This is a genomic window from Amycolatopsis sp. GA6-003 (assembly GCF_046267895.1).
In the GTDB taxonomy this organism is placed as follows: domain Bacteria; phylum Actinomycetota; class Actinomycetes; order Mycobacteriales; family Pseudonocardiaceae; genus Amycolatopsis.
The window spans coordinates 2,197,510-2,220,338 of record NZ_CP176499.1 but is presented as its reverse complement, the minus strand read 5'-3'; the positions used below and the strand labels follow the sequence as shown (position 1 = coordinate 2,220,338).

At 70.1% G+C, this 22,829-nt stretch carries 18 protein-coding genes and 1 pseudogene; 12 read left to right on the top strand and 7 right to left on the bottom strand.

What is annotated here, in order from left to right; genetic code table 11:
* Positions 1 to 32: 32 nt before the first annotated feature.
* On the bottom strand, positions 33 to 485 hold the full coding sequence (locus F9C12_RS09420) for a MaoC family dehydratase (protein WP_409465584.1): 453 nt from the start codon (positions 483 to 485) through the stop codon (positions 33 to 35).
* A gap of 5 nt (positions 486 to 490) precedes the next feature.
* Positions 491 to 1,246, bottom strand: coding sequence for a 3-oxoacyl-ACP reductase FabG (gene fabG / locus F9C12_RS09415; protein ID WP_409465583.1), 756 nt, complete (start codon positions 1,244 to 1,246; stop codon positions 491 to 493).
* A 140-nt stretch (positions 1,247 to 1,386) separates the two neighbouring features.
* Here fabG and F9C12_RS09410 point away from each other — a divergent pair, with 140 nt between their 5' ends.
* The 3 genes from F9C12_RS09410 (at position 1,387) to F9C12_RS09400 (ending at position 4,474) form a co-directional block, all read left to right on the top strand.
* Positions 1,387 to 2,562 (top strand): sensor histidine kinase, encoded by a 1,176-nt coding sequence (locus F9C12_RS09410; RefSeq protein ID WP_409465582.1) that lies wholly within the window; start codon positions 1,387 to 1,389, stop codon positions 2,560 to 2,562.
* Positions 2,563 to 2,572: 10 nt separating this feature from the next.
* Positions 2,573 to 3,235, top strand: a complete 663-nt coding sequence (locus F9C12_RS09405) for a response regulator (protein ID WP_409465581.1) — start codon at positions 2,573 to 2,575, stop codon at positions 3,233 to 3,235.
* 102 nt (positions 3,236 to 3,337) lie between these two features.
* The gene (locus F9C12_RS09400) at positions 3,338 to 4,474 is read left to right on the top strand and encodes a glycosyltransferase 87 family protein (protein ID WP_409465580.1); all 1,137 of its coding nucleotides are present in this window, start codon (positions 3,338 to 3,340) and stop codon (positions 4,472 to 4,474) included.
* Here F9C12_RS09400 and F9C12_RS09395 read toward each other — a convergent pair.
* The 3 genes from F9C12_RS09395 to F9C12_RS09385 form a co-directional block, all read right to left on the bottom strand.
* Positions 4,410 to 5,066, bottom strand: a complete 657-nt coding sequence (locus F9C12_RS09395; protein ID WP_409465579.1) for a DUF998 domain-containing protein — start codon at positions 5,064 to 5,066, stop codon at positions 4,410 to 4,412. The two genes, F9C12_RS09400 and F9C12_RS09395, sit on opposite strands and share 65 nt — an antisense overlap.
* Positions 5,067 to 5,105: 39 nt before the next feature.
* Complete coding sequence (locus F9C12_RS09390) at positions 5,106 to 6,185, bottom strand: J domain-containing protein (protein ID WP_409465578.1); 1,080 nt, start codon at positions 6,183 to 6,185, stop codon at positions 5,106 to 5,108.
* Between the two features lie 100 nt (positions 6,186 to 6,285).
* On the bottom strand, positions 6,286 to 6,813 hold the full coding sequence (locus tag F9C12_RS09385) for a GNAT family N-acetyltransferase (protein WP_409465577.1): 528 nt from the start codon (positions 6,811 to 6,813) through the stop codon (positions 6,286 to 6,288).
* A gap of 293 nt (positions 6,814 to 7,106) precedes the next feature.
* Here F9C12_RS09385 and F9C12_RS09380 point away from each other — a divergent pair, with 293 nt between their 5' ends.
* The 5 genes from F9C12_RS09380 to F9C12_RS09360 all read left to right on the top strand — a co-directional run bounded on the left by F9C12_RS09380 (position 7,107) and on the right by F9C12_RS09360 (position 13,776).
* Complete coding sequence (locus tag F9C12_RS09380) at positions 7,107 to 8,540, top strand: APC family permease (protein ID WP_409465576.1); 1,434 nt, start codon at positions 7,107 to 7,109, stop codon at positions 8,538 to 8,540.
* Positions 8,537 to 11,404: a glycosyl hydrolase 2 galactose-binding domain-containing protein gene (locus F9C12_RS09375; protein ID WP_409465575.1), complete on the top strand. Its 2,868-nt coding sequence runs from the start codon at positions 8,537 to 8,539 to the stop codon at positions 11,402 to 11,404. Before F9C12_RS09380 ends, F9C12_RS09375 begins: the two co-directional genes overlap by 4 nt.
* Positions 11,401 to 12,291 carry an ROK family protein gene (locus F9C12_RS09370; RefSeq protein ID WP_409465574.1) on the top strand — a complete coding sequence of 297 codons (891 nt, stop codon included), beginning with the start codon at positions 11,401 to 11,403 and terminating at the stop codon, positions 12,289 to 12,291. The genes F9C12_RS09375 and F9C12_RS09370 overlap by 4 nt, the downstream gene beginning before the upstream one ends.
* Before the next feature lie 6 nt (positions 12,292 to 12,297).
* Positions 12,298 to 12,897, top strand: coding sequence for a formate/nitrite transporter family protein (locus F9C12_RS09365; RefSeq protein WP_409465573.1), 600 nt, complete (start codon positions 12,298 to 12,300; stop codon positions 12,895 to 12,897).
* Positions 12,898 to 13,002: 105 nt separating this feature from the next.
* Positions 13,003 to 13,776 carry a hypothetical protein gene (locus F9C12_RS09360; protein ID WP_409465572.1) on the top strand — a complete coding sequence of 258 codons (774 nt, stop codon included), beginning with the start codon at positions 13,003 to 13,005 and terminating at the stop codon, positions 13,774 to 13,776.
* A gap of 1,279 nt (positions 13,777 to 15,055) precedes the next feature.
* Here F9C12_RS09360 and F9C12_RS09355 read toward each other — a convergent pair.
* On the bottom strand, positions 15,056 to 15,556 hold the full coding sequence (locus tag F9C12_RS09355; protein WP_409465571.1) for a hypothetical protein: 501 nt from the start codon (positions 15,554 to 15,556) through the stop codon (positions 15,056 to 15,058).
* 1,065 nt (positions 15,557 to 16,621) lie between these two features.
* Here F9C12_RS09355 and F9C12_RS09350 point away from each other — a divergent pair.
* Genes F9C12_RS09350 through F9C12_RS09340 form a run of 3 tightly spaced genes read left to right on the top strand, consistent with a single transcriptional unit; the run spans position 16,622 to position 19,040 of the window.
* Positions 16,622 to 17,191 (top strand): NADPH-dependent FMN reductase, encoded by a 570-nt coding sequence (locus F9C12_RS09350; protein WP_409181607.1) that lies wholly within the window; start codon positions 16,622 to 16,624, stop codon positions 17,189 to 17,191.
* Positions 17,192 to 17,214: 23 nt separating this feature from the next.
* On the top strand, positions 17,215 to 18,198 hold the full coding sequence (locus F9C12_RS09345) for an ATP-binding cassette domain-containing protein (protein ID WP_409465570.1): 984 nt from the start codon (positions 17,215 to 17,217) through the stop codon (positions 18,196 to 18,198).
* Positions 18,195 to 19,040 (top strand): ABC transporter permease, encoded by an 846-nt coding sequence (locus F9C12_RS09340; RefSeq protein WP_409465569.1) that lies wholly within the window; start codon positions 18,195 to 18,197, stop codon positions 19,038 to 19,040. The genes F9C12_RS09345 and F9C12_RS09340 overlap by 4 nt, the downstream gene beginning before the upstream one ends.
* 56 nt (positions 19,041 to 19,096) lie before the next feature.
* Here F9C12_RS09340 and F9C12_RS09335 read toward each other — a convergent pair whose 3' ends face one another.
* Complete coding sequence (locus F9C12_RS09335; RefSeq protein WP_409465568.1) at positions 19,097 to 21,751, bottom strand: P-loop NTPase fold protein; 2,655 nt, start codon at positions 21,749 to 21,751, stop codon at positions 19,097 to 19,099.
* Between the two features lie 882 nt (positions 21,752 to 22,633).
* Between F9C12_RS09335 and F9C12_RS09330 the strand changes: the two are divergent.
* Positions 22,634 to 22,772, top strand: a pseudogene (locus F9C12_RS09330) (integrase); the annotation flags it as partial.
* Positions 22,773 to 22,829: the final 57 nt, after the last annotated feature.

Sequence of the window (22,829 nt, the reverse complement as noted above, 5' to 3'; positions counted from 1 at the left end):
CGGAAGGACTCCAGTTCGGGCTAGGTCGGCGATCAGAGGATGAGCCGGGAAACCATCTCGGCGACGCAGGCGGGCTTGTCCTCGCCCTCGATTTCGACGGTCCAGCACACGACGGCCTGCTTGCCGCCGGGCACGTCGGTCAGCTCGACCAGGTCGGCGGTCCCGCGCACCCGCGAGCCGACCTTCACCGGCTGCGGGAACCGCACCTTGTTGAGGCCGTAGTTGATGCCCATCTTCAGGCCCTCGACCCGGTAGATCTCCGGCAGGAACGCCGGGATCAGCGACAGGGTGAGGAACCCGTGCGCGATCGTCGTGCCGAACGGGCCGGCGGCGGCCTTTTCGGTGTCGAGGTGGATCCACTGGTGGTCGCCGGTGGCGTCGGCGAACAGCTGCACCTGCTCCTGGGAGACGGTGTGCCATTCGCTCGTGCCCAGCGTCCCGCCCACTGCTCCGGCGAGTTCGGCGACATCGGAGAACACGCGCATCGCGATCAGTCCTTCGGTCCGCCGGCGACGTAGATGACCTGCCCGGACACGAAGCCCGCGCCCTCGCTGACCAGGAACGACGCGACGTTCGCGATGTCCTCGGGCGTGCCGACGCGCTGCACCGGGATCTGCGAGGCGGCCGCGGCCTTGAAGTCTTCGAAGCTCATGCCGACGCGCTCGGCGGTCGCCGCGGTCATGTCGGTGGCGATGAACCCGGGCGCGATCGCGTTGGCGGTGACGCCGAACTTGCCCAGTTCGATCGCCAGCGTCTTGGTGAAGCCCTGCATGCCCGCCTTGGCCGCGGAGTAGTTGGCCTGCCCGCGGTTGCCCAGCGCCGACGTGCTGGACAGGTTGACGATCCGGCCCCACTTCTCCTGCGTCTGGTACTTCTGCACGGCGCGGGTCATCAGGAAGGAGCCGCGCAGGTGCACGTTCAGCACCGAGTCCCAGTCCTGTTCGGTCATCTTGAACAGCAGGTTGTCGCGGGTGATGCCGGCGTTGTTGATCAGCACGGTCGGCGCGCCGAGCTCCTCGGCCACGCGGGTCACCGCGGCCTCGACCTGCTCGGCGTCGCTGACGTCCAGCGCGACGCCGACCGCGCGGCCGCCGTCGGCGACGATCGCTTCGGCTCCCTGCTTCACCCCGGCCTCGTCGAGGTCCAGCAGGCCGACGGCGAACCCGTCGGAAGCGAGGCGGCGGGCTACGGCGGCGCCGATGCCACGGCCGGTGCCGGTCACGATGGCCACACGGGAAGCGGTCACGGGGATCTCCTCATCGTCGAGAAAGCGGTTCGGCAGCGGCGCTAAGCGTACGCTTAGTACGAGAATTTCGCGAGACCTCGGAAGGGCGGTTCGCCGCGTGCGGCCGGAATCGTCGGTCTGGACCGGTAGGGTCGCCGCCGATGAAGACGACGAGCGCGCCGCTCGCGGCGGCGGGACGCGCGCTGGGGCAGGCGGTCGCCGGGGGAGGCGGTCCGGCGGTCGCGCCCGGCCGGACGCACCAGGCGCTGATCGGGCTCGCCGCGGTCGTCGCCGGGGTGCTCGCGTTCTTCCCCGCCGACCGCGCGAACGAGGGCACGCGGGTGCTGGCGGCCGCGCTGACCATGTTCGCGGTCGGGCTCACGCTGGTGCGTCCGCTGTGGTCCTGGCGCGTGCTGATCGTGATGGTGGGCTGCGCGGACCAGCTGTACGGGATCCACGCCCGGTTCGGCTGGCCGTGGACCGGGGGGTTCGCGTTCGCGGCGATCCCCGTGCTCGCCGCGGTCGGCCGCAACCACCGGCCGGGCGTGCTGGCGTGGGTCTGGCTGATCTCCACCGGGGTCAGCGCCCTGCTGGCGAACGTGCGGGGCGAGCTGGTCGTGATTTCCGTGCTGCTCGCGGTGCCGCTGGCGTTCGGCTGGCTGGTTTCGCGGCTGCGCGGCGCCGAACGCGACCTGGAAGCGGAGTCCGCCCGCCGGGCGGTGCTGGAGGAACGGGCCCGGATCGCTCGCGAACTGCACGACGTGGTCGCGCACCACATGTCCGTGCTGGCCATGCGCGCGGATTCGGCGCGCTACCGGTTCCCCGGCCTCGACGACGGGTTGCGCGAAGAGTTCCAGTCGATCCAGGACACCGCCCGCAACGGGATGACCGAAATGCGCAGGATGCTCGGCCTGCTGCGCGCCGGGACGGGCCAGGAGACCGAGCCCCAGCCCGGGGCCGAGCAGATCGAACAGCTGGTGGAACGCGTCCGCGCGGCGGGTACCGACGTGCGGTTCGAGCTGCGAGGCGATTACCGCGGGCTGCCTGAGGGCGTTGGGCTGTCGGCGTACCGGATCGTCCAGGAAGGACTCAGCAACGCGGTGCGGCACGCTCCCGGCGCGCCGGTCGAGGTGTTCGTACACGTCGGTCCGGGACAGCTGCGGCTCGTCGTGCAGGACACCGGTGCCGTCGCGCGCGCTCCGGAGGACACGGCGGGCCGGGAGAAACACGGACTGCTCGGGATGCGGGAACGCGCGGCAGCGCTCGGCGGTACGTTTTCCGCGGGACGACGGGACGGCGGCGGGTTCGCCGTCGTCGTGACCGTTCCGCTGGACTAGGGGGACAGCCATGGCGGTGACGGTGGTGATCGCCGACGACCAGACCATGGTCCGGCAGAGCTTTCGCGCGGTGCTGGACGCGCAGCCGGACATCGAGGTGATCGGCGAGGCGGCCACCGGGACCGAAGCAGTGGCCGCGTGCCGCGCACTGCGTCCGGACCTGGTGCTGATGGACATCCGGATGCCGGACCTCGACGGGCTGGCCGCGACCCGGCTCATCCTTGGCGACGGGCGGGACGCCGGACCGAAGGTGCTCATGCTGACCACCTTCGACGCGGACGAGTACGTCTACGGCGCGCTCAGCGCCGGTGCCAGCGGGTTCCTGCTGAAGGACTCCCCGCTGGACGATCTGGTCGTCGCGGTCCGGATGGTGGCCGCGGGCAACGCGCTGTTCGCGCCCGCGGTGACCCGGCGGGTGATCGAGGGGTTCGCCGGGACGCGGCCGCCGACCCAGAACGTCGGCAGGCTGTCCGAACTGACCGCGCGCGAACTCGAAGTGCTGCGGCTGATCGCGCGCGGACTGTCCAACGCGGACATCGCGGGGCAGCTGGTGATCGCGGAGCAGACCGCCAAGACGCACGTCAGCCGGGTGCTGGGCAAGCTCGGGGTCCGTGACCGCGCCCAAGCCGTAGTGCTGGCGTACGAGGCCAAGGTCGTGGTGCCGGGCCAGTGATACGCCGGTAGCACTCGCGCGCGGGGACGCTACCGGGGGAGCAGCCGAAGACGGCTCCGCGGACCGACGATTCCGGGGCACTCGTCTCCCTAGCTTTCCCTGGTGCGCCAAGAGAAAAAGATCGTCCTCGGGGTCGCGATCGCCGTGTTGACCGGGATCGCCGTCGTCCGCTGGCTCGGCGGAGCGCCGCTCGGGGTGGACAGCGCGGTGTACCGCGCCGGTGCGCTGGCCGTGCTGCGCGGACAGCCGCTCTACGAACCCTTGCTCGCGCTCGACCCGAAGTCCGCGCTGGAACTGCCTTTCACGTACCCGCCGAGCGCGGCGTTGCTGTTCCTGCCGCTGGCCGCGCTCCCGGTGCACTTCGGGTGGCTGCTGATCGCGGTCGGCTCGGTGCTCGCGCTCTGGTCGGTGACGCGCCGGTTCGCCCGGGAACGGCCGCTGCCGGCGCTCTGTCTCCTGCCCGTGCTGGAACCCGTGTGGCGGATGATTTCGCTGGGCCAGATCAACGGTGTCCTGATGGCCATGGTCGTGCTGGACGCGCTGCCGGTCCGCAACCGCAGATCCGGCGGAATGCTGATCGGGCTGGCCGCGGCGGTGAAGCTGACCCCGCTGATCTTCGTCCCGTACCTGTTCCTGACCGGCCGCCGAACCGACGCGTGGCGTGCGCTGGCGACCTTCCTCGGAGTGAGCGCCGCCGGAGCGCTGCTCCTGCCGGGCGACTCGATCCGGTACTGGACCTCGGCCATGCTGGACAACCGCAACGCCGGAACCGTCGACTGGGTCCTCGACCAATCCCTGCACGGCATGTTCGCGAGGTTCGGTGCGACCTCGCTCGGCTGGTACGCGGCGTCGGCGGCGCTGTGCCTGCTGGCGGGCGCGCTGCTGGTCCGCGAGTTCCACCGGCGCGGCGACCCGCGAGCCGCGCTGCTCGTGACGGCGGCGTGCGGGCTGCTGGTGAGCCCGCTTTCCTGGACGCACCACTGGATTTGGGCGGTGCCGCTGGCCGGTTTTCTGTCGGGCAAACCGGCTGGGCTGATCTGCGCCGGGACGGTTTTCAGCGGGATCGCGCTGGCCGTGGTTCCCGAAGGCGGGCATCGGGAACTGTCCTGGAACCCGGTCGAGGTGGTGCTGGGCAACGCCTATGTGCTGAGCGCGTTGGCCGTCGGCGCGGTCCTCAGCGTCCGGCTGCTGACCCGGCGCTCGGGGCGGCTAGTGCGGCCAGCGCGACAAGTTCGGTGAGCGCCATCCCGCGTTCGACGAGGCCCAGCGGGATGAGCAGCCACCAGCGCTGGTCGGTCAGCGCGGCGACCACGACCGCACCGAGGATCACCGCGAACCAGGCGAGCGACGCGACCGCGAGCACGCGGGCGAGGAACCGGCGGCGCGGGGAGTCCGGAAAAGCCGCGCGCGCCGAGACGAGCACCGCGAGCGGAAGGCAGACGAACGCGACGACGCTGGCGATCCGGTGCAGCGTGCCGCCCGCGCCGGTGGCCGCCGCGTTGGTCCAGTCGGTCTTCGGGAACGCGACTATCACCAGCAGCCCGGCGGTCCAGAACGCACCGAGCACCGCCGCGAGGACCGGCAGCCGTCCCTGCAGCCGCAGCACGGCGAACGCGACCGCGGAACCGGCCGCGACCAGCACGACTGCCAGATCGAACACCCATTTGTGGTCCGACCGCCCGTATTCGCTGATCGTCCGGCGGGTCGCGCTGATCTCGTCGGTGGGCGGCACCACCTGCAACAGCAGCATCAGCACGGCGCCGAGAGCGAGCGCGGCGATCCCGGCCAGCGCGAGCAGGGCCGGGCGGCGGTCCGCGGAGACGGTGGTCATGCACTCACCGTGCCACGTGCCGGATATGCCCCGGGTGAATCAGGCCGCCCGGCCGGACCCGGTGACCTGCGCGCGCACCGTGCGCAGCGCGTCGTGGTCCACAGTGGACGGTTCGGCGGACAGCCAGCCGCCGATCTCGTGCAGGAACTGCTCCGGCGTCATCGGCGGACCGGGTTCGCCGTCCGGTTCGGCGGTGGTGACCTCGCCGTCGCGGCTGGGGTACACGATCATCGCGCCGCGCAGCGCGACGCCGGGCAGCAGTTCGCGGTAGCGCTCCAGGCTTTCTTCCAGCTGGCTGCCGCCGCCGCGGAACGGGCGGCCGTTGCGCAGCAGCCGTCCGTCCTCGGCGGTCTCGTAGTGCCCGGGCAGCCACAGCTTCGACTCGACCAGCACCAGCCGTTTCCCGCACAGCACCGCGTGGTCGACGTCGGCGAACACCGAACCCGGCCAGGCGAGCCCGTGGAAGATGCGCGCGCCGGGCAGCCGGGTCAGATACCGCTCCAGCAGGTCCGCGGTGAGCCGTTCGGCCAGTTCGTCGTCTTCGGCGCCGGGGGAGCCGAACACCGCGGTGGCGCCGAATTCCTCGGCGAACTCGTGCCGGGCGCGGCGCGCGGACAGGAAGCCGCGGGCGAGCCGGTGCACGAGCAGCGCGGTGCCCGCGGTGAGCGCGAGCCAGACGATCAGCACCGGCGGCGTGAAGTCGATCCCGGTGAGCAGCGGCAACAGCACCAGCACCGCGCCCGCGACCGCCGCGACGACCGGCGTGTGCCCCGGCCCGCGCCGCCGCCCGTGCCGCATCCGCGGGTCGGCGGCGGCGAACGACCACCACTCCAGGGTTTCCGGATCGATGTCCGGCGCCTCCGGCCGGTAGCCGGGCTGCTCGCCGAAACGCCGCCGCGGCCGGGGTTTGGGCACCGAGGCGGCCGGAACGCCGGCGTCGTAGCGCGCGCGTTGGTGGGGGTCGGCGAGCGTGTCGTAGGCCTCGCGCAACAGCTGGAAGGTGCCGACCGTGCCGCCCGCGTCCGGGTGCAGCGTCTTGGCCAGCCGGCGGTAGGCGGCCTTGATCTCCGTGGGGGACGCGGTTTTCCCCACGCCGAGTACCGCGTAGTAGTCGGGCACGGTTCGGGTTCCACCTCCGGACGGCTGCCCGCGCAACGATATGGGGTCGCCGGGGCGCGGCGCCATCCGCCTCCGCGGCGCGCCGGGGTGAACGTGTCCGCTACGCCCACTCCTCGCGGCCGATGGCGTACTCGACGGCGTGGCGGTCGTCGCCGGGCGAGAAGTACTCCGGGTCGGCGACGAAGTCCCGGACGTGCCGGAGCCCGATCGCGGCCATCGTCGCCTGGGAGCCTTTGTTGGCGGCCGCGGTGCGGGCGTAGACGCGGTCGAGCCCGACGTCGCGGAACGCGTGCCGGAGCATTTCGCGGCCGCCCTCCTTGGCGAGTCCCTTACGCCAGTGCCGGCGGTGCAGGCGGTACCCCAGTTCGGCCTGCCCGGCGGATTCGCCCGGCCGCAGGGACCAGAAACCGGCGAAACCGGCTTCGACGAAACCCGCCCAGCACCCGAGGCCGCCGCCGGCGTAGGCGAGGGTCTTCCGCAGCTCTTCCGCCGCCTGCTCCCGGGTCAGCACGCCGGCCAGATACCGCATCACTTCCGGGTCGGCGGAGAGTTCGGCCAGGTGCTCGAGATGTCCGGCGGACAACGGGACCAGCCGGATGCGCTCGGTGCGCAAGATCGGTTGCGACATCAGGCGAACCTCCCCAGTTCGGCACCCGAGCAGTCTGACAGCCGCGCGGGCCGTCCGTCAGCTCGTTTTCCGGCTGTCGTCGCAGGCCGGCGCGCCGCGGCGGCTCCCGGTCAGCGGGGCCGTCCGGCCGGAGCGCCCGCTTCCGCCGGGACTCGCCGTCTCCCCGGACCCGCGCCTCATCGTCCCCTTCTCCCACTCCCGCACCGGTTTCGGCAACTTTCCGGACGCAGCCCTTCCGCACCCCGTTCATTCTATGTTAAGAAGCTTTACTAACTATTGGATGGAGGCACGACGTGAGCTCACCCTCCCGCCCGGGGGACTCCGCGACCCTTCCGCGGACCGGTCTCGAACGCCGGATCGGGCCGCTGCAGGCGACCGCGATCAACATGACGCAGATGTGCGGGATCGGCCCGTTCGTCACCATCCCCGCGATGGTCGCGACCATGGGCGGCCCGCAGGCGATGTTCGGCTGGATCATCGGCGCGATCATCGCGCTCGCCGACGGGCTGGTGTGGGCCGAACTGGGCGCGGCGCTGCCCGGGGCCGGCGGCACCTACATCTACCTGCGGGAGGCGTTCCAGTACCGCTCCGGGCGGCTGATGCCGTTCCTCTTCGCCTGGAGCGCGGTGCTGTTCATCCCGCTGATCATGTCCACCGGCATCATCGGGCTGGTCCAGTACCTCGGCTACCTGGTGCCCGGCGTGACCGACGCGGACGGCGTGACCCCGCTGGGCAAACTCGTCGGCATCGGCCTCGTCGTGCTGATCGTGCTCGCGCTGTTCCGCCGGATCGGCCAGATCAGCAAGCTCACCACCGCGCTGTTCCTGATCATGCTGTTCGCCGTCTTCGCGGTGATCATCGCGGCCTTCACGCACTTCGACGCGCACCAGGCGTTCGCCTTCACCCCGGGAGCCTTCAGCTGGGGCGGCTCGTTCTGGGCCGGTCTCGGCGCGGGTCTGATCATCGCCGTCTACGACTACCTCGGCTACAACACGAGCGCGTACCTCGGCGGCGAGGTCCGGAACCCGGGCCGCACGCTCCCGCGCTCGATCATCTTCTCGATCCTCGGCATCATGACGCTCTACTTCCTGCTGCAGGTCGGCGTTCTGGGCTCGCAGCCGCTGGAGTCGATCAAGAGCGCGACGTCGGTGGCGTCGTCGGTGCTGGAGCAGGCGTGGGGTTCGGCGGCCGCCAAGATCGTCACCGTCTTCATCGTGATCGCCGCGGTCGGTTCGGTGTTCGCCGGGCTGCTCGGCGGGTCGCGGGTGCCGTTCGAAGCCGCGCGCGACAAGGTGTTCCTGCCGGTGTTCGGTACACTGCACCCCAAGCTGAACCTCCCGACCGCGGGCGTGCTCGCGATGGGGCTGATCACCGCGATCGGTTCGCTGTTCACGCTGACCGACGTGATCAACGCGGCGGTCACCGTGCTGGTGATCATCCAGTCGCTGGCGCAGGTCGCGGCGATCGTGGTGCTGCGCCGTCGGCAGCCGCATCTCAAGCGGCCGTACCGGCAGGTGCTGTATCCGGTGCCGACGATCATCGCGGGTATCGGGTGGGTGTACGTGTTCCATTCCGCTACGCCGCTGTCGAAGTGGCTCACGGCCGCGTGGATCGTTCTCGGCCTCGTCGCCTTCGCGTTTTATGCCGCCAAGGAAAAGGTGTGGCCGTTCGGTCCCAAGGAAATCCGCGAGGCGTTCGCCTCCCCGGCCGCGGGGGCGGAGTCATGAGGAAACCGCTGATCGCCGGGATCGCCGCGCTGGTCCTCGTTCCCGGCGTCGTTTCAGCCACCGCTTCGGCGCAGCAGCCGGAAACGGCGGCGTCGCGCCCGCAGGGACCGTCGACGATCGGCCTCGGCGGCTGGCAGGTGCTGACGACCGCGCAGGTCAAGGACGACGGACCGGCGGTGTCGAGGCCGGGTTACCCGACGCACGGCTGGCTGAAGGTGAAGCCGGACGACGCGGGCGCGCCGGGCACCGAGATCAACGCGCTGGTGCAGAACGGCAAGTGTCCGAACGTGTTCTACTCGGACAACCTGCGCAAATGCTTCGGCTACCAGGCGAAGCGCGGACCGGTCGGCACGAAGCAGTTCAAGGACCCGTGGTGGTTCCGCACCGATTTCAACCCCGGGTTCCGGCCGGGCAAAAACGCGAAGCTGACCATCCCGGGCGTCGTCGGCGAGGGCGACGTGTGGCTGAACGGCACGCTCGTCGCGGGCAAGGACGTGGTGAGCGGCGCGTACGCGAGCCACACCTTCGACGTCACGAAACTCCTGCGGCCGGGCAAGAACACGCTCGCGGTCAAGATGTACCCGAACGACCCGAATTCGATGTACACGCTCGACCAGGCCGACTGGGCGCAGATCGTGCCGGACAACAACACCGGTCTGCAGTTCCCGCCGACGCTGCAGCTGTCGGACGCGCTGAGCGGCGACAACGCGCACGTCGTGCAAGACAACGCGGCGGATCTGTCGACGTCCTCGCTGACCGCGAAGGTCGACGTCGCCAATGACGCGGACACGCCGCAGACCGGCGAGGTCACCGCGACCGTCACGCCGCCGGGCCGCGGTGCGCCGATCGTGGCGAAGCAGAGCGTCACGATTCCCGCGCACAGCAAGCAAACCGTGACGTTCACGCCGGCGAAGTTCCCGCAGTTGAAGATCGTCAAGCCTCAGGTGTGGTGGCCGTACTCGATGGGTGCCCAGCCGTTGTACACCTTGGGTACGACAGTTTCGCAGGGCGGCGTGGTCTCGACGTCGTCGTCGGAGACGTTCGGGATCCGGACGGTGACGTCGAAGCTGATCGGCAAGTCCCCGGCGCTGCCGGACGGCGCGCGGAAGTTCGCGATCAACGGCCGCGACTTCGTGTTCCGCGGCGGCGGTTTCGCCCCGGACCTGTTCCTGCGCTACGACAAGGCCGACATCGCGCACCAGCTCGCGCTGATCAAGAACCTGGGCCTGTCCGGCGTCCGCCTCGAAGGCCACGACATGCCCGCGGACTTCTACGAACAAGCCGACCGCGCCGGACTGCTCGTGCTCGGCGGATTCATGTGCTGCGACGCCTGGCAGCCGGAACATCTGGAGAAACTGACCGAGCGCGACTACCGGATCATGCACGATTCCGCGTACTCGATCGCGCGGGCCGAACGCAGCCACCCCAGCGTGATCACCTACGGCTGGAGCGACAACGAGCCGATCCCTCGGCAGGAAACCGAGACGCTGAACGCGTTCAAGGCGGCCGACTGGGACGTGCCGGTGATCGCGTCGGCGGAGTACAAGAGCACCAAGACGCTCGGCCCGTCGGGGGAGAAGGAAGGCCCGTACGACTGGGTCCCGCCGACCTATTGGTACGACTCGTCGACCTTCGACAAGACCGACCCGAGCCGCACGAACGCGGGCGGCGCCTGGGGTTTCGCGAGCGAACAGAGCGCCGGGCACACCGTCCCGACCCTGGATTCGCTCCGCCGGTTCCTGTCGCCGGAGGAGCAGGCGAAGCTGTGGCAGGACCCGGGTTACAACCAGTATCATGCGAACTACGAGTCCGGGCACGGCGGCTACAAGTTCGGCACCCTGTACACCTTGGACGAGTCGATCGCCCGCCGGTACGGCGAATGGGATTCGCTGGAGTCCTATGTGGAATCCGCGCAGATCGCGAACTACGAGAACACCCGTTCGCAGTTCGAGGCGTTCCTCGCGCACGCCAACGACAAGCAGAACCCGTCGACCGGCGTGGTGTACTGGCAGCTGAACAAGGGCTGGCCGACGCTGCTGTGGGCGCTGTACAACAACGACGGCGACCAGCCGGGCGCGTATTTCGGCGCGCAGAAGGCGAACAAGCCGCTGCACGCGCTGTACGCCTATGACGCCGGCACGGTCGCGCTCTCCAACCTGGGCGCCGCGCGGCAGAACGGGATTTCCGTGCAGGCCAAGGTGTACGACACCGCGGGCAAGGTCCTCGACGACCAAACCGCGCCGGCGGTTTCGCTGGACAGCCAAGGCGTCGCGACTGGGTTGCTGAAGCCGAAGGTGCCCGCGGAGACGAAGGCGCCGGCGAAGGCGCAGGTGTATTTCGTGGAGCTGCAGGTGCGGCAGGGCGGGAAGGTCGTGGACCGGAACGTCTACTGGATGTCCACCCAGAAGGACGTCGTGGACTGGGCGAAGACGCTGCAGAATCCGCAAGCGACGATGAGCCAGTACGGTGATTTCACCGCACTGCGCGATCTGCCGAAGTCGCAGGTCGCCGTGACCGCGTCCACCCGCCCGTCGCGCGGCCCGGACGGCACGGACACCGCGACGACGGTCACCGTTGCGAACACGTCGAAAACCTCCGCGGTCAGTTTCTTCCTGCGCGCGGATCTGCGCCGCAGTACTGACGGGTCGCAGCTGCCCGCTGCGCTTTGGGACGACAACGACATCACGTTGTGGCCGGGCCAGTCGCAGACGCTGACCGTCCGCTACCGGGCCGCCGACCTCCACGGCGCGGCCCCGACCGTCAGTGTCGACGGGTTCAACACCGGCCGGGTCGTGGTCCCGGCCGGTCCGCACCGGGACAGCCAGGACGCTGTCCCGCCGGTCATCGAGGGGACCCGCGAGTGACATCGGACGACCTGATCCTGGGCATCGACTTCGGCGGCACGAAAGTGGCGCTGGGTCTGTCCGACCGGACCGGCACGCTGCTGGCCACGCGCCGCCTGGACACCGACGCCGAAGCGGGCGCGGAACAGGTGGTCACGCGGGCGCTGACGGCCGCCGCCGAGCTGGCCGCCGGCTCCTCGCCGGCCGCGATCGGCGTGGTCAGCCCGGGAATCGTGCTGCCGGACCGGATCCTGCTGGCCCCGAACGTGCCCGGCTGGGAAGAACTCCGCCTGGCCGAACTGGTGTCGGCGGCCTTCCCCGCCGTGCCGGTGAGCGTCGGCACCGACGCGAAAGCCGCCGCGCTGGCGGAATGGACCTGGGGCGCCCTGGCCGGAGCCGACCCGGCGGTGTTCCTGTCCCTGGGCACCGGAATCGCCGCCGCGGTACTGGTCGGCGGCCGCCTGCTGACCGGCGCGAACGGGGCGGCCGGGGAGATCGGGTACAACCTGCGCACCCCCCAAGACACCGACGGTTTCGCCAGCGGAGCGGCGCCGCTGGAAGAAGCCGTCGGAGGCCGGTGGCTGGGCACGCGGGCAACCGCGCTGCTCGGCCGCCCGGTCACGGCGGGGGAGTTGTTCGCACTGGCCCGGGAAAACACGGAAGCGAAGGAATTGGTCGCGTCGGCGCTGGACGAGCTTTCCATGCACGTGGCCAACCTGGCGATCGCATTCGACCCGGCCCGGATAGCCGTCGGCGGCGGATTGGTCCGATCGGCTGACGTACTGCTTCCCGCCCTGCGAGAACGCTTGGCGGCGGCGGTGCCGTTCCCGCCGGAGTTGGTCCCCGCGCGGTTCGACCAGGACGCTTCACTGCTGGGCGCGGTGGCGCTGGCGTTGAGGGAGGAATAAGACTCCGTGACCGGCGGGGTTGGTTGTGCGCTTCGCCGGTCACGGGTTCCAGGGTTCTGGCTGGGGTTTCGCTGGGTTGGTTGCGGTTTTGGCTGGCCGGGGTTCTGTTCCTCGCTCTCGCGCCCCGGACTCCGTCGTGCCCCCGGCCCCGGCGCGGCTCTGCTCGCGAGCCTGGTCAAGGCGAAGACCGCGGAATCCGCGAGCGCGCTGTTCTTCCGCGGCGTGCTGTGCAACTTCCTGGTCTGCCTGGCGGTGTGGATGGCCGCGCGCACGAAGTCGGACGGCGCGAAGCTGGCGCTGATCTTCTGGTGCCTGCTGGCGTTCGTCAGCTCCGGATTCGAGCACGTGGTCGCCAACATGACGACCTTCTCGCTCGGCCTGCTCGACGGAGTGCCCGGCGCGTTCGGCCGCAACCTGCTGTTCGTCGGACTGGGAAACCTCGTCGGCGGCGGGCTTCTCGTTGGAGCCGCGTATGCCCGTGCTGGGCACCCGGCCCCGCACCGCCGTTCCCCCGGCCCCGGTGACGGAAGAACTCGCGACCACCGGCAGCTGACCCGGCTGTTTTCGCCGCCCGAGGCACCCTCCGCGCCCGCCTCGGCCGCGTAGCGACAGGGCGTTCGGCCCGGGCCTGCCGTCACAAATACCGATGTGCGCGGAAAGTCCCCTCAGTATCGTGTGGCCGACCGCACTCCCGGAGAGGACCGTGCCCCAGTGGACACCGTCGCCGATCTCGGCCCGTTGACCAGCACGCACCGCGTCGACAACCGCGCCCGGCAGCGCGTGGGGCTCGGCATGAGCGCGCTCGGCGCCGGCGCGGGGGTGCTGGGACTGCTGGTTTCGCAGCTCCCGATCGACCGGGCCGTCGCCCGTATCCTCGGCATCATTCTGGGGCTTGGGGTCGCGTTGCTGATCGTCGGGCTCCACGCCGTCGCCGTCGCGGTCCGCGGCGGGCCGGGCGAACGCGTCGACGTCCACGAGAACGGCATCGCCTGCCGGACCAAGCGCAGCGTCCGGCAGTGGAGCTGGGACCGGATCACCGCGATCCGCCTCCGCCAGACAGAGTCCTCGAACCCGCTCGCGCTGAAACTGCGCACGGACTACTGGTGCGACGTGGAAATCGACGGCAAACGGCAGCTCGTCATCACCGGAATGACCGACGAGCCCGAGGAACTGGTGCGCGCGCTGAAGCGGCGACGGCCCGACGTCTACGACGGGAACCCGCCGCACCCGGTGGCCCGGCTGCGCTGGTGGTGGCTCGGCGCGGGCATCGTGTTCTTCGCCGGGCTCGCCGCCGCGGTCATCTTCCTGATCACGCACCCGGACACCGAGGTCCAGGTCACGCACGGCACCATCACCGAGATCACCGACGTGCCCGCGATCAGCAAGGACGCGCAGCCGTATTTCTACGGTGCCATGCTCGCCTGCCTGGTTCTCGGGATCACGGGCATCCGGCTGTTCCTTTACGCCACCCGCGAACGCCGCTGAGCTTGCCCGGCCCGCTGGAGGGTCAGGTCTGGTGATGGACCAGGGTGGCGCCCGTCCGGAAGTCCTCGAGAACCGCGGTGATCGACCGGTGGGGCAACACGCGCGCATAGCCGGGGTCGGGCGTAACCCATACCTATCCCGGCGACGACGCTGTCCTTCACCGGGTAATCCTTGGCGGTCGCGGAGCCGGGGGTGTCGAGCGTCGGTTCGCCGTTGGTGCGGAAGTGCGCCGCGGCGGCCGAGGCGCCGTTGGCTCCGGCGGCGACTGGCCCGGCAGCGGCCCGCACCACTCGCCGCCGTCGCTGACGCGTTTCCGGCTGGCCGTGAACTCCCGGTGCTGGAAGCCCACTGGCACGTCGTTGGTGTCCTGGTCCTTGGCCCCGCCGCGGGCTCCGTTGACGACCGTGAAGTCCTTCGTCGTCGAGTCGCAGCCGCAGCGTCGCGAAACCGATCCGCGGACTGGAGACGCCCCGCAGGTTGGCGGCCGAAACCCGGAATTTGACGTCGATCAGCTGCTCGCTGTGGAAGACCTCTTCAAGCACGCTCCGGCTGCTGTCGTGCTTGAAGCGGACTGCCTGCACCCTCCAGCTGTCCGGCGACGGAAGGTCGCAGACCTGCCACCGGCTCTTGAAGGTGACGGCCGTGGAACCCTCCTCCGAGATCGAAACCGTGCGACTGGACCACGAGGTTCTGCAGGGAGCTGAACCCGTGGAACGCCGTGCCGTCTCCGGCCAGCGCGCCGCGTCCGCCTCGGGCGTCCCGGGACGACGTCGAACTGACTGGAGAAACCTCGGTCGCGGGCAAGCTCACCGCGCCGCGCGGAGCGGCGGAAGCCGCCGTCGCCCCGGGGCAACGCCACCACGCCGACCGCGACACGATTATCCATTTCTGCCTCTTTCCCTGTCCGGGACAAGACATGTTTCCGAAAGAAGGCTTTCGGTGGCTCGCGCCGCCGCCGAAGCACGCTCGGTCCCGAGTTCGGCAGAAAGAATGCTGCCTGAGTTGTCTCTTCCGGTAAAAGCCCGGCGGGTTTCGCCTCGGTCCGGAATTGCCCGCGGCCGAACGGCTCGGCAAGACTGCCGCTGGCGCCCCGAGGGCATGCGAGTCAGCTCACTTGCCCCGGAGTCGGCCACGACCCCGGCCTAGGCCGACACCGCGACGGCGACGACGCTCGTGCTCGCCAGACCCGACGTCGGCGGCCCGGTGTCGGCCTGGGCGACCGCGAAGTCCTCCGGCCGCTTGCCCCTCCGCGCCGGCAAGCGGCGCGGAGGAACAAGGATCAGCGAACAGTTTTCGATTCGGCGATGTAACGGCTGGACTCGGGCAGGAACGACAGCACCACGCCGACGACACCGCACACGGCGGAGGCATAGCCGATCACCGTGCCCTGCCCGAACAGCAAGGAAAGGACCTGCAAGGCGGTCAGCACCGTCAGCACGATCCGGGCCCAGTTGCGGCCCGCTCGCAGTTTGAACGCGAAAAGCAAGTGCAGCAACGCGACCACGAGCGCGATCGCCACGCCCATCGTGATGGCGATCGTCGCCGCCTGGTCGATCTGCGCGTCCGTGAGCTGCTGGGCGTTCTGCCCGTTGGCTCTGCGCGCCGCGTCGACCAGCGCGTCTTTCGAAAAGAGCAGCAACACCGCGGCGACCACCCCGACCGCCGTCGCGGCGACGAATGCCCAGAACGCACCGGTGATCGTTCCGGGTCGTTCGAGGACGCCCGCGCGCTCCGCGGGCTGGTCGGAGGAAGAGGAAGGGTAAGCAGGCAAGTCAGTCATGCGAAGAAGGTGGCACAACGCCGACGAGGCTGCACAATGAAACGCGAAATTCTCTCCGGAAGTCGTATTTCCCGAAGATATCCTTCATTGTCGCGCGCAATTCCGGTTTAGCGCCGGGGTGCAGCGGGTACCCATGGCGACTTTGGCCACTGCGGGTGCCATTCTGCCCTCGCCAGATAGGCTTCCTCTGCGGAGGATACGGCAACACCTGGCGAAACCCGAACCGGGCGACGAAAATAATGCTGAACACGCCGGAAAGTCGTCCTATTCGTCAACGGGGCAGCCTTTTCCTGAGAAATTCGGCACTCGTCCGAAGCGGACAGAGCGAGACCGCGCGGCGGGGTGCGGGCGAACGGATGCTCCGGACGTCGCCAGGGCTGCCAGCGGCTCGGCACGTCGTCCCCTGGGCGAAAGCCGGAGAATGTCACCTCGCGCGGCTTCCCTCGTTCGGCAGTGCGGTCACGGGGGGCGTGGGCGGCGACGGCAGCGCTGAACAGGGCAGCGTCCCCGACCCTGGTGGGGGTCGAGGCCCGTCAGGTCGGTGATCTTGCGGAGCCGGTAGTCGACGGTGTGTTGGGGCGGACGTGCAGGGCGGCGGCGGGGGTGCGCCGGCCGCTGTGCCGCGGTACCGAGGTGGTGCAGCCGGAGCTGCAGGACCAGATCAACGCCGCCGCCCACGCGGCGTACGTCCGCAGCATCTACGGCGAGCTGTCCGACGTCGGGGACAAGCTCACCACCGCTTCCGACGGCGCGCATCGGCTGGTCGACGCCACCACGGTCGGACAGCAGGCGGCCGACGCCCTCACCTCGGGCACCTGCACACTGCGCCAGAAGACCTCCGCCGAATCCCGCCCTCACAGGTGCCTCCGTCGAGCATCCGGCGGTCGGCCGCGGCGGTTCCCGGCCCGTCGCCGGGCCCGCCAGATCCTGTCTCGCATTCCGCGCCCCGCCCCTCCTCATCCCGCCACCAAGCTTCTTCCCCTCCCTCACCACCCTCCTGACCAGCGAAAACCCCCGCTAGATCCAACCTGGCACCCCCGCGCACCGATCTGGCGCCCAAGAAGTGTGGACGAGGAGCTGCGGGTTGCCGTGCTCGTCGCCAGCACCCGGGAGGGCCGGGTCGGCGGCGAGGTCGGCCGATGGTTCGTCGAGCGGGCCGCCGGGCACGGCGGGGTGGTGCTCGACGTGCTCGACCTCGCGACGTTCGCGATCCCGGCCCGGCTGCCCGCCGAGCCGACGGCCGCCATGGCCGGGTTCGCGAAGCGGATCGCGGCGGCCGAGGCGTATGTGGTGGTCACGCCCGAGTACAACCGCAGCTTCCCGGCGTCGCTGAAGCAGGCGATCGACTGCGCGTACGAGGAATGGCGGGCCAAACCGGTCGGCTTCGTCTCCTACGGCTACCGCGCGGGCGGCCGTTACGCGGTGGAGCACCTCCGGGATGTCTTCACCGAACTGCACACGGCGACGGTGCGGGATTCGGTGTGTCTCGACCTGTTCGAGCACGAATGCGGCGACCCCGGCGCGGGCCCGCACGGCGAATCCGCGGGCCACGCGGCCTCTGCTTTGCTGGACGAGCTGGTCTGGTGGGGCCTCGCGCTGCGCGACGGCCGGCGCGCGCGGCCGTATCGCGGATGAAGAACTGAGGGGAAAGGAAAGACATGAGCAACGCTGCCGGGGAACCGGCGATCGAGACTTCCGGGCTCGTCAAGGTGTTCGGCGAGACCCGGGCGGTCGACGGGGTCGACCTCGTGGTGCCCGCCGGAACCGTCTACGGCGTCCTCGGGCCCAACGGCGCGGGCAAGACCACCACGGTCCGGATGCTCGCCACGCTGTCCCGCCCGGACGGCGGCGAGGCGCGGGTGTTCGGCCACGACGTGGTGCGCGAGGCGGACGCCGTGCGCAGCCGGGTCAGCCTCACCGGCCAGTACGCCTCGGTCGACGAAGACCTGACCGGGCAAGAAAACCTGGTCCTGCTCGGCAAACTGCTGGGCCACCGCGGCGGTGCCGCGCGCGATCGGGCGGCTCAGCTGCTCGCGGCGTTCGGGCTCACCGACGCCGCGCGCCGCCAGGTGAAGAACTACTCCGGCGGCATGCGTAGGCGGCTCGACATCGCCGCGAGCATCCTCAACACGCCGGACCTGCTGTTCCTCGACGAGCCGACCACCGGTCTCGACCCGCGCAGCCGCAACCAGGTGTGGGACATCGTCCGCGCGATCGTCGCGCAGGGCACCACCGTCCTGCTCACCACGCAGTACCTCGACGAGGCCGACCAGCTGGCGTCGCGGATCGCGGTCATCGACCACGGCCGCGTCATCGCCGAGGGCACCAAGGGAGAGCTGAAGGCCTCCGTCGGGGTCGGAGCCGTCCACTTGCGGCTGCGCGACGCCGATCAGCGCGCGACCGCCGCCGAACTGCTGGAACGCTCGCTGTCGGCCACCGTGCAACTGGATCCCGACCCGGTCGCGATCACCGCCCGGCTGTCGTCCGAGGCGCACGAGGCCGCCGCCGACCGCGCGTCGCGTGCCCTCGCGGAACTCGCGAAGGCCGGCGTCATCGTCGACACGTTCTCGCTCGGCCAGCCCAGCCTCGACGAGGTTTTCCTGGCCCTCACCGACCGCACTGCCACCGAGGAGGCGGCGTGACCACCGTCAAGGAACCCGATCTCGACCTCGCGGCCCCGAAGCCGGACGAACTGGCAGCGGTCCTGCTCGCCACCGAACGGCCGCCGCGGCCGAGCGCGCTGTCCGCGTCGTTCTCCTTCGGCTGGCGGGCGGTGCTGAAGATCAAGCACGTGCCGGAACAGCTGTTCGACGTCACCGCGTTCCCGATCATGATGACGTTGATGTTCACCTACCTGTTCGGCGGCGCGCTGGCCGGTTCGCCGACGCAGTACCTGCAGTTCTTCCTGCCGGGCATCCTCGCGTCGAGCGTCGTGATGATCACGATGTACACCGGCGTCGCGGTGAACACCGACATCGCGAAGGGCGTGTTCGACCGGTTCCGCACCCTCCCGATCTGGCGGCCCGCCCCGATGATCGGCTACCTCCTCGGCGACGTGCTGCGGTACCTGATCGCGTCCGTGGTGATCATGGTCGTCGGCCTGATCCTGGGCTTCCGCCCGGACGGCGGGGTCGGCGGCGTGGCCGCGGGAGTCCTGCTGCTGCTCGTGTTCTCGTTCGGGCTGTCGTGGGTGTGGACGATGTTCGGGCTGCTGCTGAGGTCCGAAAAGTCGGTGATGGGCGTCAGCATGATGGTGATCATGCCGCTGACGTTCCTCAGCAACATCTACGTCGACCCGTCCACCATGCCCGGCTGGCTCCAGGCCGGCGTCTCGGCCAACCCGATCAGCCACCTCGTGACCGCGGTGCGCTCGATGATGTCCGGGACCTGGGACGGCGGCGCCATCACGTGGACGCTGATCGCGGCGGCCGCGCTGACGGCGGTGTTCGGGACGCTGACCATGCGGCTGTACAACCGAAAATGACCCGGCGTCGGGGGAGGCCGTCCGGCTGCGAACCGGACGGCCTCCCGGCCTCGGCTTCAGGTCGCGGGGGAGAGCACGTAAGAGAACCGGCGGACCGCCGGAACCCAGTGCTGGAAACGGGAAAGCGTGTCGATGCGCAGCGTGGCCGACACGTGCGCGAGTCCGCGATGGAGCTGACGCCAATCCCGCACTTCGTTGTCGCACAGCGTTCCGGCGACGGGATTCCGCCAGACCTCGCCCTGCCGCCGCGGTGCGCAATCGGCCACGAACCCGGACCAGGCGGCGTCCGGCGCACGGTGTACGAGGCCGCCGGTGACCGACCGGTCCGGGTCCGGCAGCGTGTCCAGCGCCTTTTCCAGCACGAGACCCGGCGCGGTCAACAGCCCGAGCAACGCCACCACCGCCTGGTAGTCGCCAGGCGTGGTGTCGTCGCCGAGGAAACGCGACGCCTCGGACAGATCCCGGGTCGCGCGAAGCATCCGGTACAGGTTGAACAGCCGTTTCGCCTCGCGCGGCGTGCTGATCAGCAGGTCCAGTTCGGACAACAGGTCGATTTCCGCGGGCGTGAGCGGACGCGGCGGGTCCGCGGCTCGTTCCGGACGGCTCTGACTGTCTACTTCGGACCCTTCCTCGATCTGGGGGACCAGGTCCGGGAGCGCTTTGGCCGGGGAAGGGATCCGCTGCGTCCGCGGCCGTTCCTCGCCCGCCGGTTCCAGCAGGCGGTCGTCGGTCAGCGACCGCAGCAGCCGGCGCAGGCTCCCCTCGGACATGGTGGGCAGCACGAACGGCAGATTGATGATCTTCCCGAGATAGTCCTCCGGCGAAGCGAGCCGGCCGGCGTCGGGCGCATCGTCGAGCATCCCGTCGTAGCGGCTGTGCAACGACCGGGTCAGCCACCGCGGGTCGACGCCGACCACCACCACGAACAGCTCCAGGGCGAGCAGCAGATGCACCGCCTCCAGCACCTCGACCACCTGGCGGGCGCTGCACCGGTCGAGGTCGTCGATGTACAGCACGATCCGGTCGATCGGCGTGCCGCCGGAGCCGGGGTGCGCGCGCCAATCGGCCATGAGTTCGACCAGCTGCTCGAAATCCTTCCGGATGGTCGAGATCAGCCCGAGGTCGCGCCGGTAGGAATCGCCGTGCGCGCGATCGGCGAGAAACGCGTAAAGATTGCGGCCCGGCGTCAGCTCGGTCAGCTCCCGGCCGAGTTCGCCGACCCGCGCCACCACTTCTTCCAGCTGAGCCTCGGCGACCCGCTGATCGGTCTCCGCCCGGCGGAGCTCCTCGAGCATCCGGGACACCTCGGGTGCGAGCATCCTGCTCGCACCCCGGTCGATTCCGCGCCGGAGATCTTCGCTGAGTTCGCGCAACTCCCGAAACCCCGCCCGGGCGCGGCTCAGCAACGCGATCCCAGTGCCCGCCGCCGCGGCGAATGCGACGCCGACCCCGGCCAGCCATTCCCGCGCCACCGGCATGATCGCGGCGACGAAAAACCCGGCGAACAAAATGACCGCGGACACGATCAGCGCTGCTCGGCCCCAGCGCCCTCTCGGCGATCTGCGCAACGCCTCGGCTTCGGACAACGTGCCGCGCAATTGCTCGACGAGCAGCGCCCCCTGCTCGGCCTCGTCCTGAATCCCGAGCCGCTGCCACACTTCCCGGCTGCCAGCCAACGCCCGAATCAGGATTCGCGCGGTGTCCTTTCGGCTCAAGGCGGCTTTGTCGACGTCCGCTTGAAGTTTCGCGGCGGTCGCCTGCGCCTGCCGCTTCGCGTCCTCGAGTTCGGTGACCTGATCAAGCCGTTTGGAGAGTTCCTCGCGCAGTTGCTCGCGCCGCTGCTGCGCGTTCGGTCCCGGACCGGCGAGCTGGCGGAAGATCTCGTCGCCGAGGCTGGCCCACAGATTGCGGTCCGCGTAATGCCAGGCGTTGAACCCGATCTGGACGATCTCGCCGCAGTAAGCCGGATTGCCCGACCCCGCGAGCCGGTCGACCTCGTTCCGCATCAGGCCCATGAAGTAGCTCTTGCCGGACCCCCATTCGCCGAACACCCCGACCGACAGCGGCGGCAGCGTGCTCCGGTCGGCGATCACTGTCGCGAGCATCGACACGTAGGGCGCGACACCGAGCCGGTCGCGCTCGAGCGGGATGCCGCGGGTCGGATCGACCAGGTCGTTGGAGATGCCGCCGGCCAGTTCGACCGCGGAGAACCGCAGGCCTCCCGCCTGCTGCCAAGCCGCGCGGATCGCGTCTTCGGCGGGTTCGGAGTTGCAGACGAAGACAAGACTGCGCAGCCCGCTGGTTTCTTGGAGAGCCTTGATCGCCGCCGGAACCGCTACCGCGGCGACTTCCGCTTCCCCAAGCCCGAGGTCGCCAGTGCCCAGCAGCGGCAACCCGAGTGCGACCACGTTCGCGCTCGCCGCGAACCGGATACCGGCGTCGGTGGCGGCAGAGATCGCCGTCAAAGACGGCAGACCGAACGCCCCGTCTTCATGCGGCGTCACGAGCACGGCGAACCGCAGCGGACCCCGGCCGGCGCCGCGGAGGTCCAGCAGGAACGGCCGCTCGGGCACGACCGCGTCGTAGTCGACCGAATCCCAGCCCGCGTCCGGATACTCCTCCCGGACGGCGCGGCCAAGACTGCCGAGCGTCCCGCCGACGGACACCGCGACCGCATCGATGCCGGTTTCCCACGGATGCTGCGTGCGCACCACATGGCACGAAGTCCCGCCTGCTGAACCGAGATAACCGGAGTCGGTGGGTGCTGGTGTGCCTGCCATATCAGCCCGCGGCCTCCACGACCTCGACGTCAACGCGGACGGCCAGCCTAGCCAACACCGCCGCTTCGGCGCTCGGACTGCGCGGTTTCGGATACACGAACGGCGCACTGCCGCACCCGTAAGCCTGAACGGCTTACGCTTCGCGGGTTCGGCCAGCGGCAGTCCGGTCTGGTTGCCTGAGCCGGGCGGAACGAGCGCGGCCTTGGACGACTCAGCGGCTGGCGCACGGCGCGGCCACGTTCCCACAACCTCGCCGATGCCAGTTTTCCGCTCCTCGCGATCGCTTCTGCCCTCGCGATCGCTTCTGCCCTCGCGATCGCTTCTCCCCTGGCAATCGCTCGGTCCCTAGCAATCGCTCCGCTGGCGGGTGCGGGAATTTCCGCCTCCCGCTCAGACAGCCTCACCATCACTCGGCTCGGTTTCGCGGCGTCCCTCGCCGCCTTCGCGTCGCTACTTTGCCTAGCCTCCTTCCGCTGGTTTCCTCATGCGGTGGTCGGGCAGCACGTCCTGCCGCACAGCCCCGGGCTTTGCTGGGCGGCCGCGGTTCGTTCTGGCAGATGGGTGCGTGGGGCGCTCGCCGCTCCGGCTGGCGGTCGGATTGTCTCGCTGGGCCCTGGCGCGGTCTGCTCCTGTTTGGTCTCCTCCCTTCGGTGCGGTGGTGCGGTGGTGCGGTGGTGCGGTGGTGCGGTGGTGCGGTGGTGCGGTGGTGCGGTGGTGCGGTGGTGCGGTGGTGCGGTGGTGCGGTGGTGCGGTGGTGCGGCGGTGCGGCGGTGCGGCGGTGCGGTGGTGCGGCGGTGCGGCGGTGCGGTGGTGGATCCCTGGCCGGAACGCGACGTGCTGGTGCTCGCGCTCGGGCTGCTCGCGGGCTCGCGGGCAGCGGAAATGCGCGCTCACCCCGCGGTCGGTGGTCGGCCGAGATGGTGAACTGCGGTCGCACGTCCACGGCAATGGCCGTGCGGTGGTGCGGTTTGTCTCCTTCTCTCTCCTTCCCCTCCTTGCTGAGGCGGCT

What these genes read in the sequence shown, in the direction of transcription:
- F9C12_RS09420 (WP_409465584.1), bottom strand. Translation starts at nt 485, where the DNA reads ATGCGCGTGTTCTCCGATGTCGCCGAACTCGCCGGAGCAGTGGGCGGG.
- F9C12_RS09375 (WP_409465575.1), top strand. Translation starts at nt 8,537, where the DNA reads ATGAGGAAACCGCTGATCGCCGGGATCGCCGCGCTGGTCCTCGTTCCC.
- F9C12_RS09405 (WP_409465581.1), top strand. Translation starts at nt 2,573, where the DNA reads ATGGCGGTGACGGTGGTGATCGCCGACGACCAGACCATGGTCCGGCAG.
- F9C12_RS09395 (WP_409465579.1), bottom strand. Translation starts at nt 5,066, where the DNA reads ATGACCACCGTCTCCGCGGACCGCCGCCCGGCCCTGCTCGCGCTGGCC.
- F9C12_RS09410 (WP_409465582.1), top strand. Translation starts at nt 1,387, where the DNA reads ATGAAGACGACGAGCGCGCCGCTCGCGGCGGCGGGACGCGCGCTGGGG.
- F9C12_RS09355 (WP_409465571.1), bottom strand. Translation starts at nt 15,556, where the DNA reads ATGACTGACTTGCCTGCTTACCCTTCCTCTTCCTCCGACCAGCCCGCG.
- F9C12_RS09385 (WP_409465577.1), bottom strand. Translation starts at nt 6,813, where the DNA reads ATGTCGCAACCGATCTTGCGCACCGAGCGCATCCGGCTGGTCCCGTTG.
- F9C12_RS09345 (WP_409465570.1), top strand. Translation starts at nt 17,215, where the DNA reads ATGAGCAACGCTGCCGGGGAACCGGCGATCGAGACTTCCGGGCTCGTC.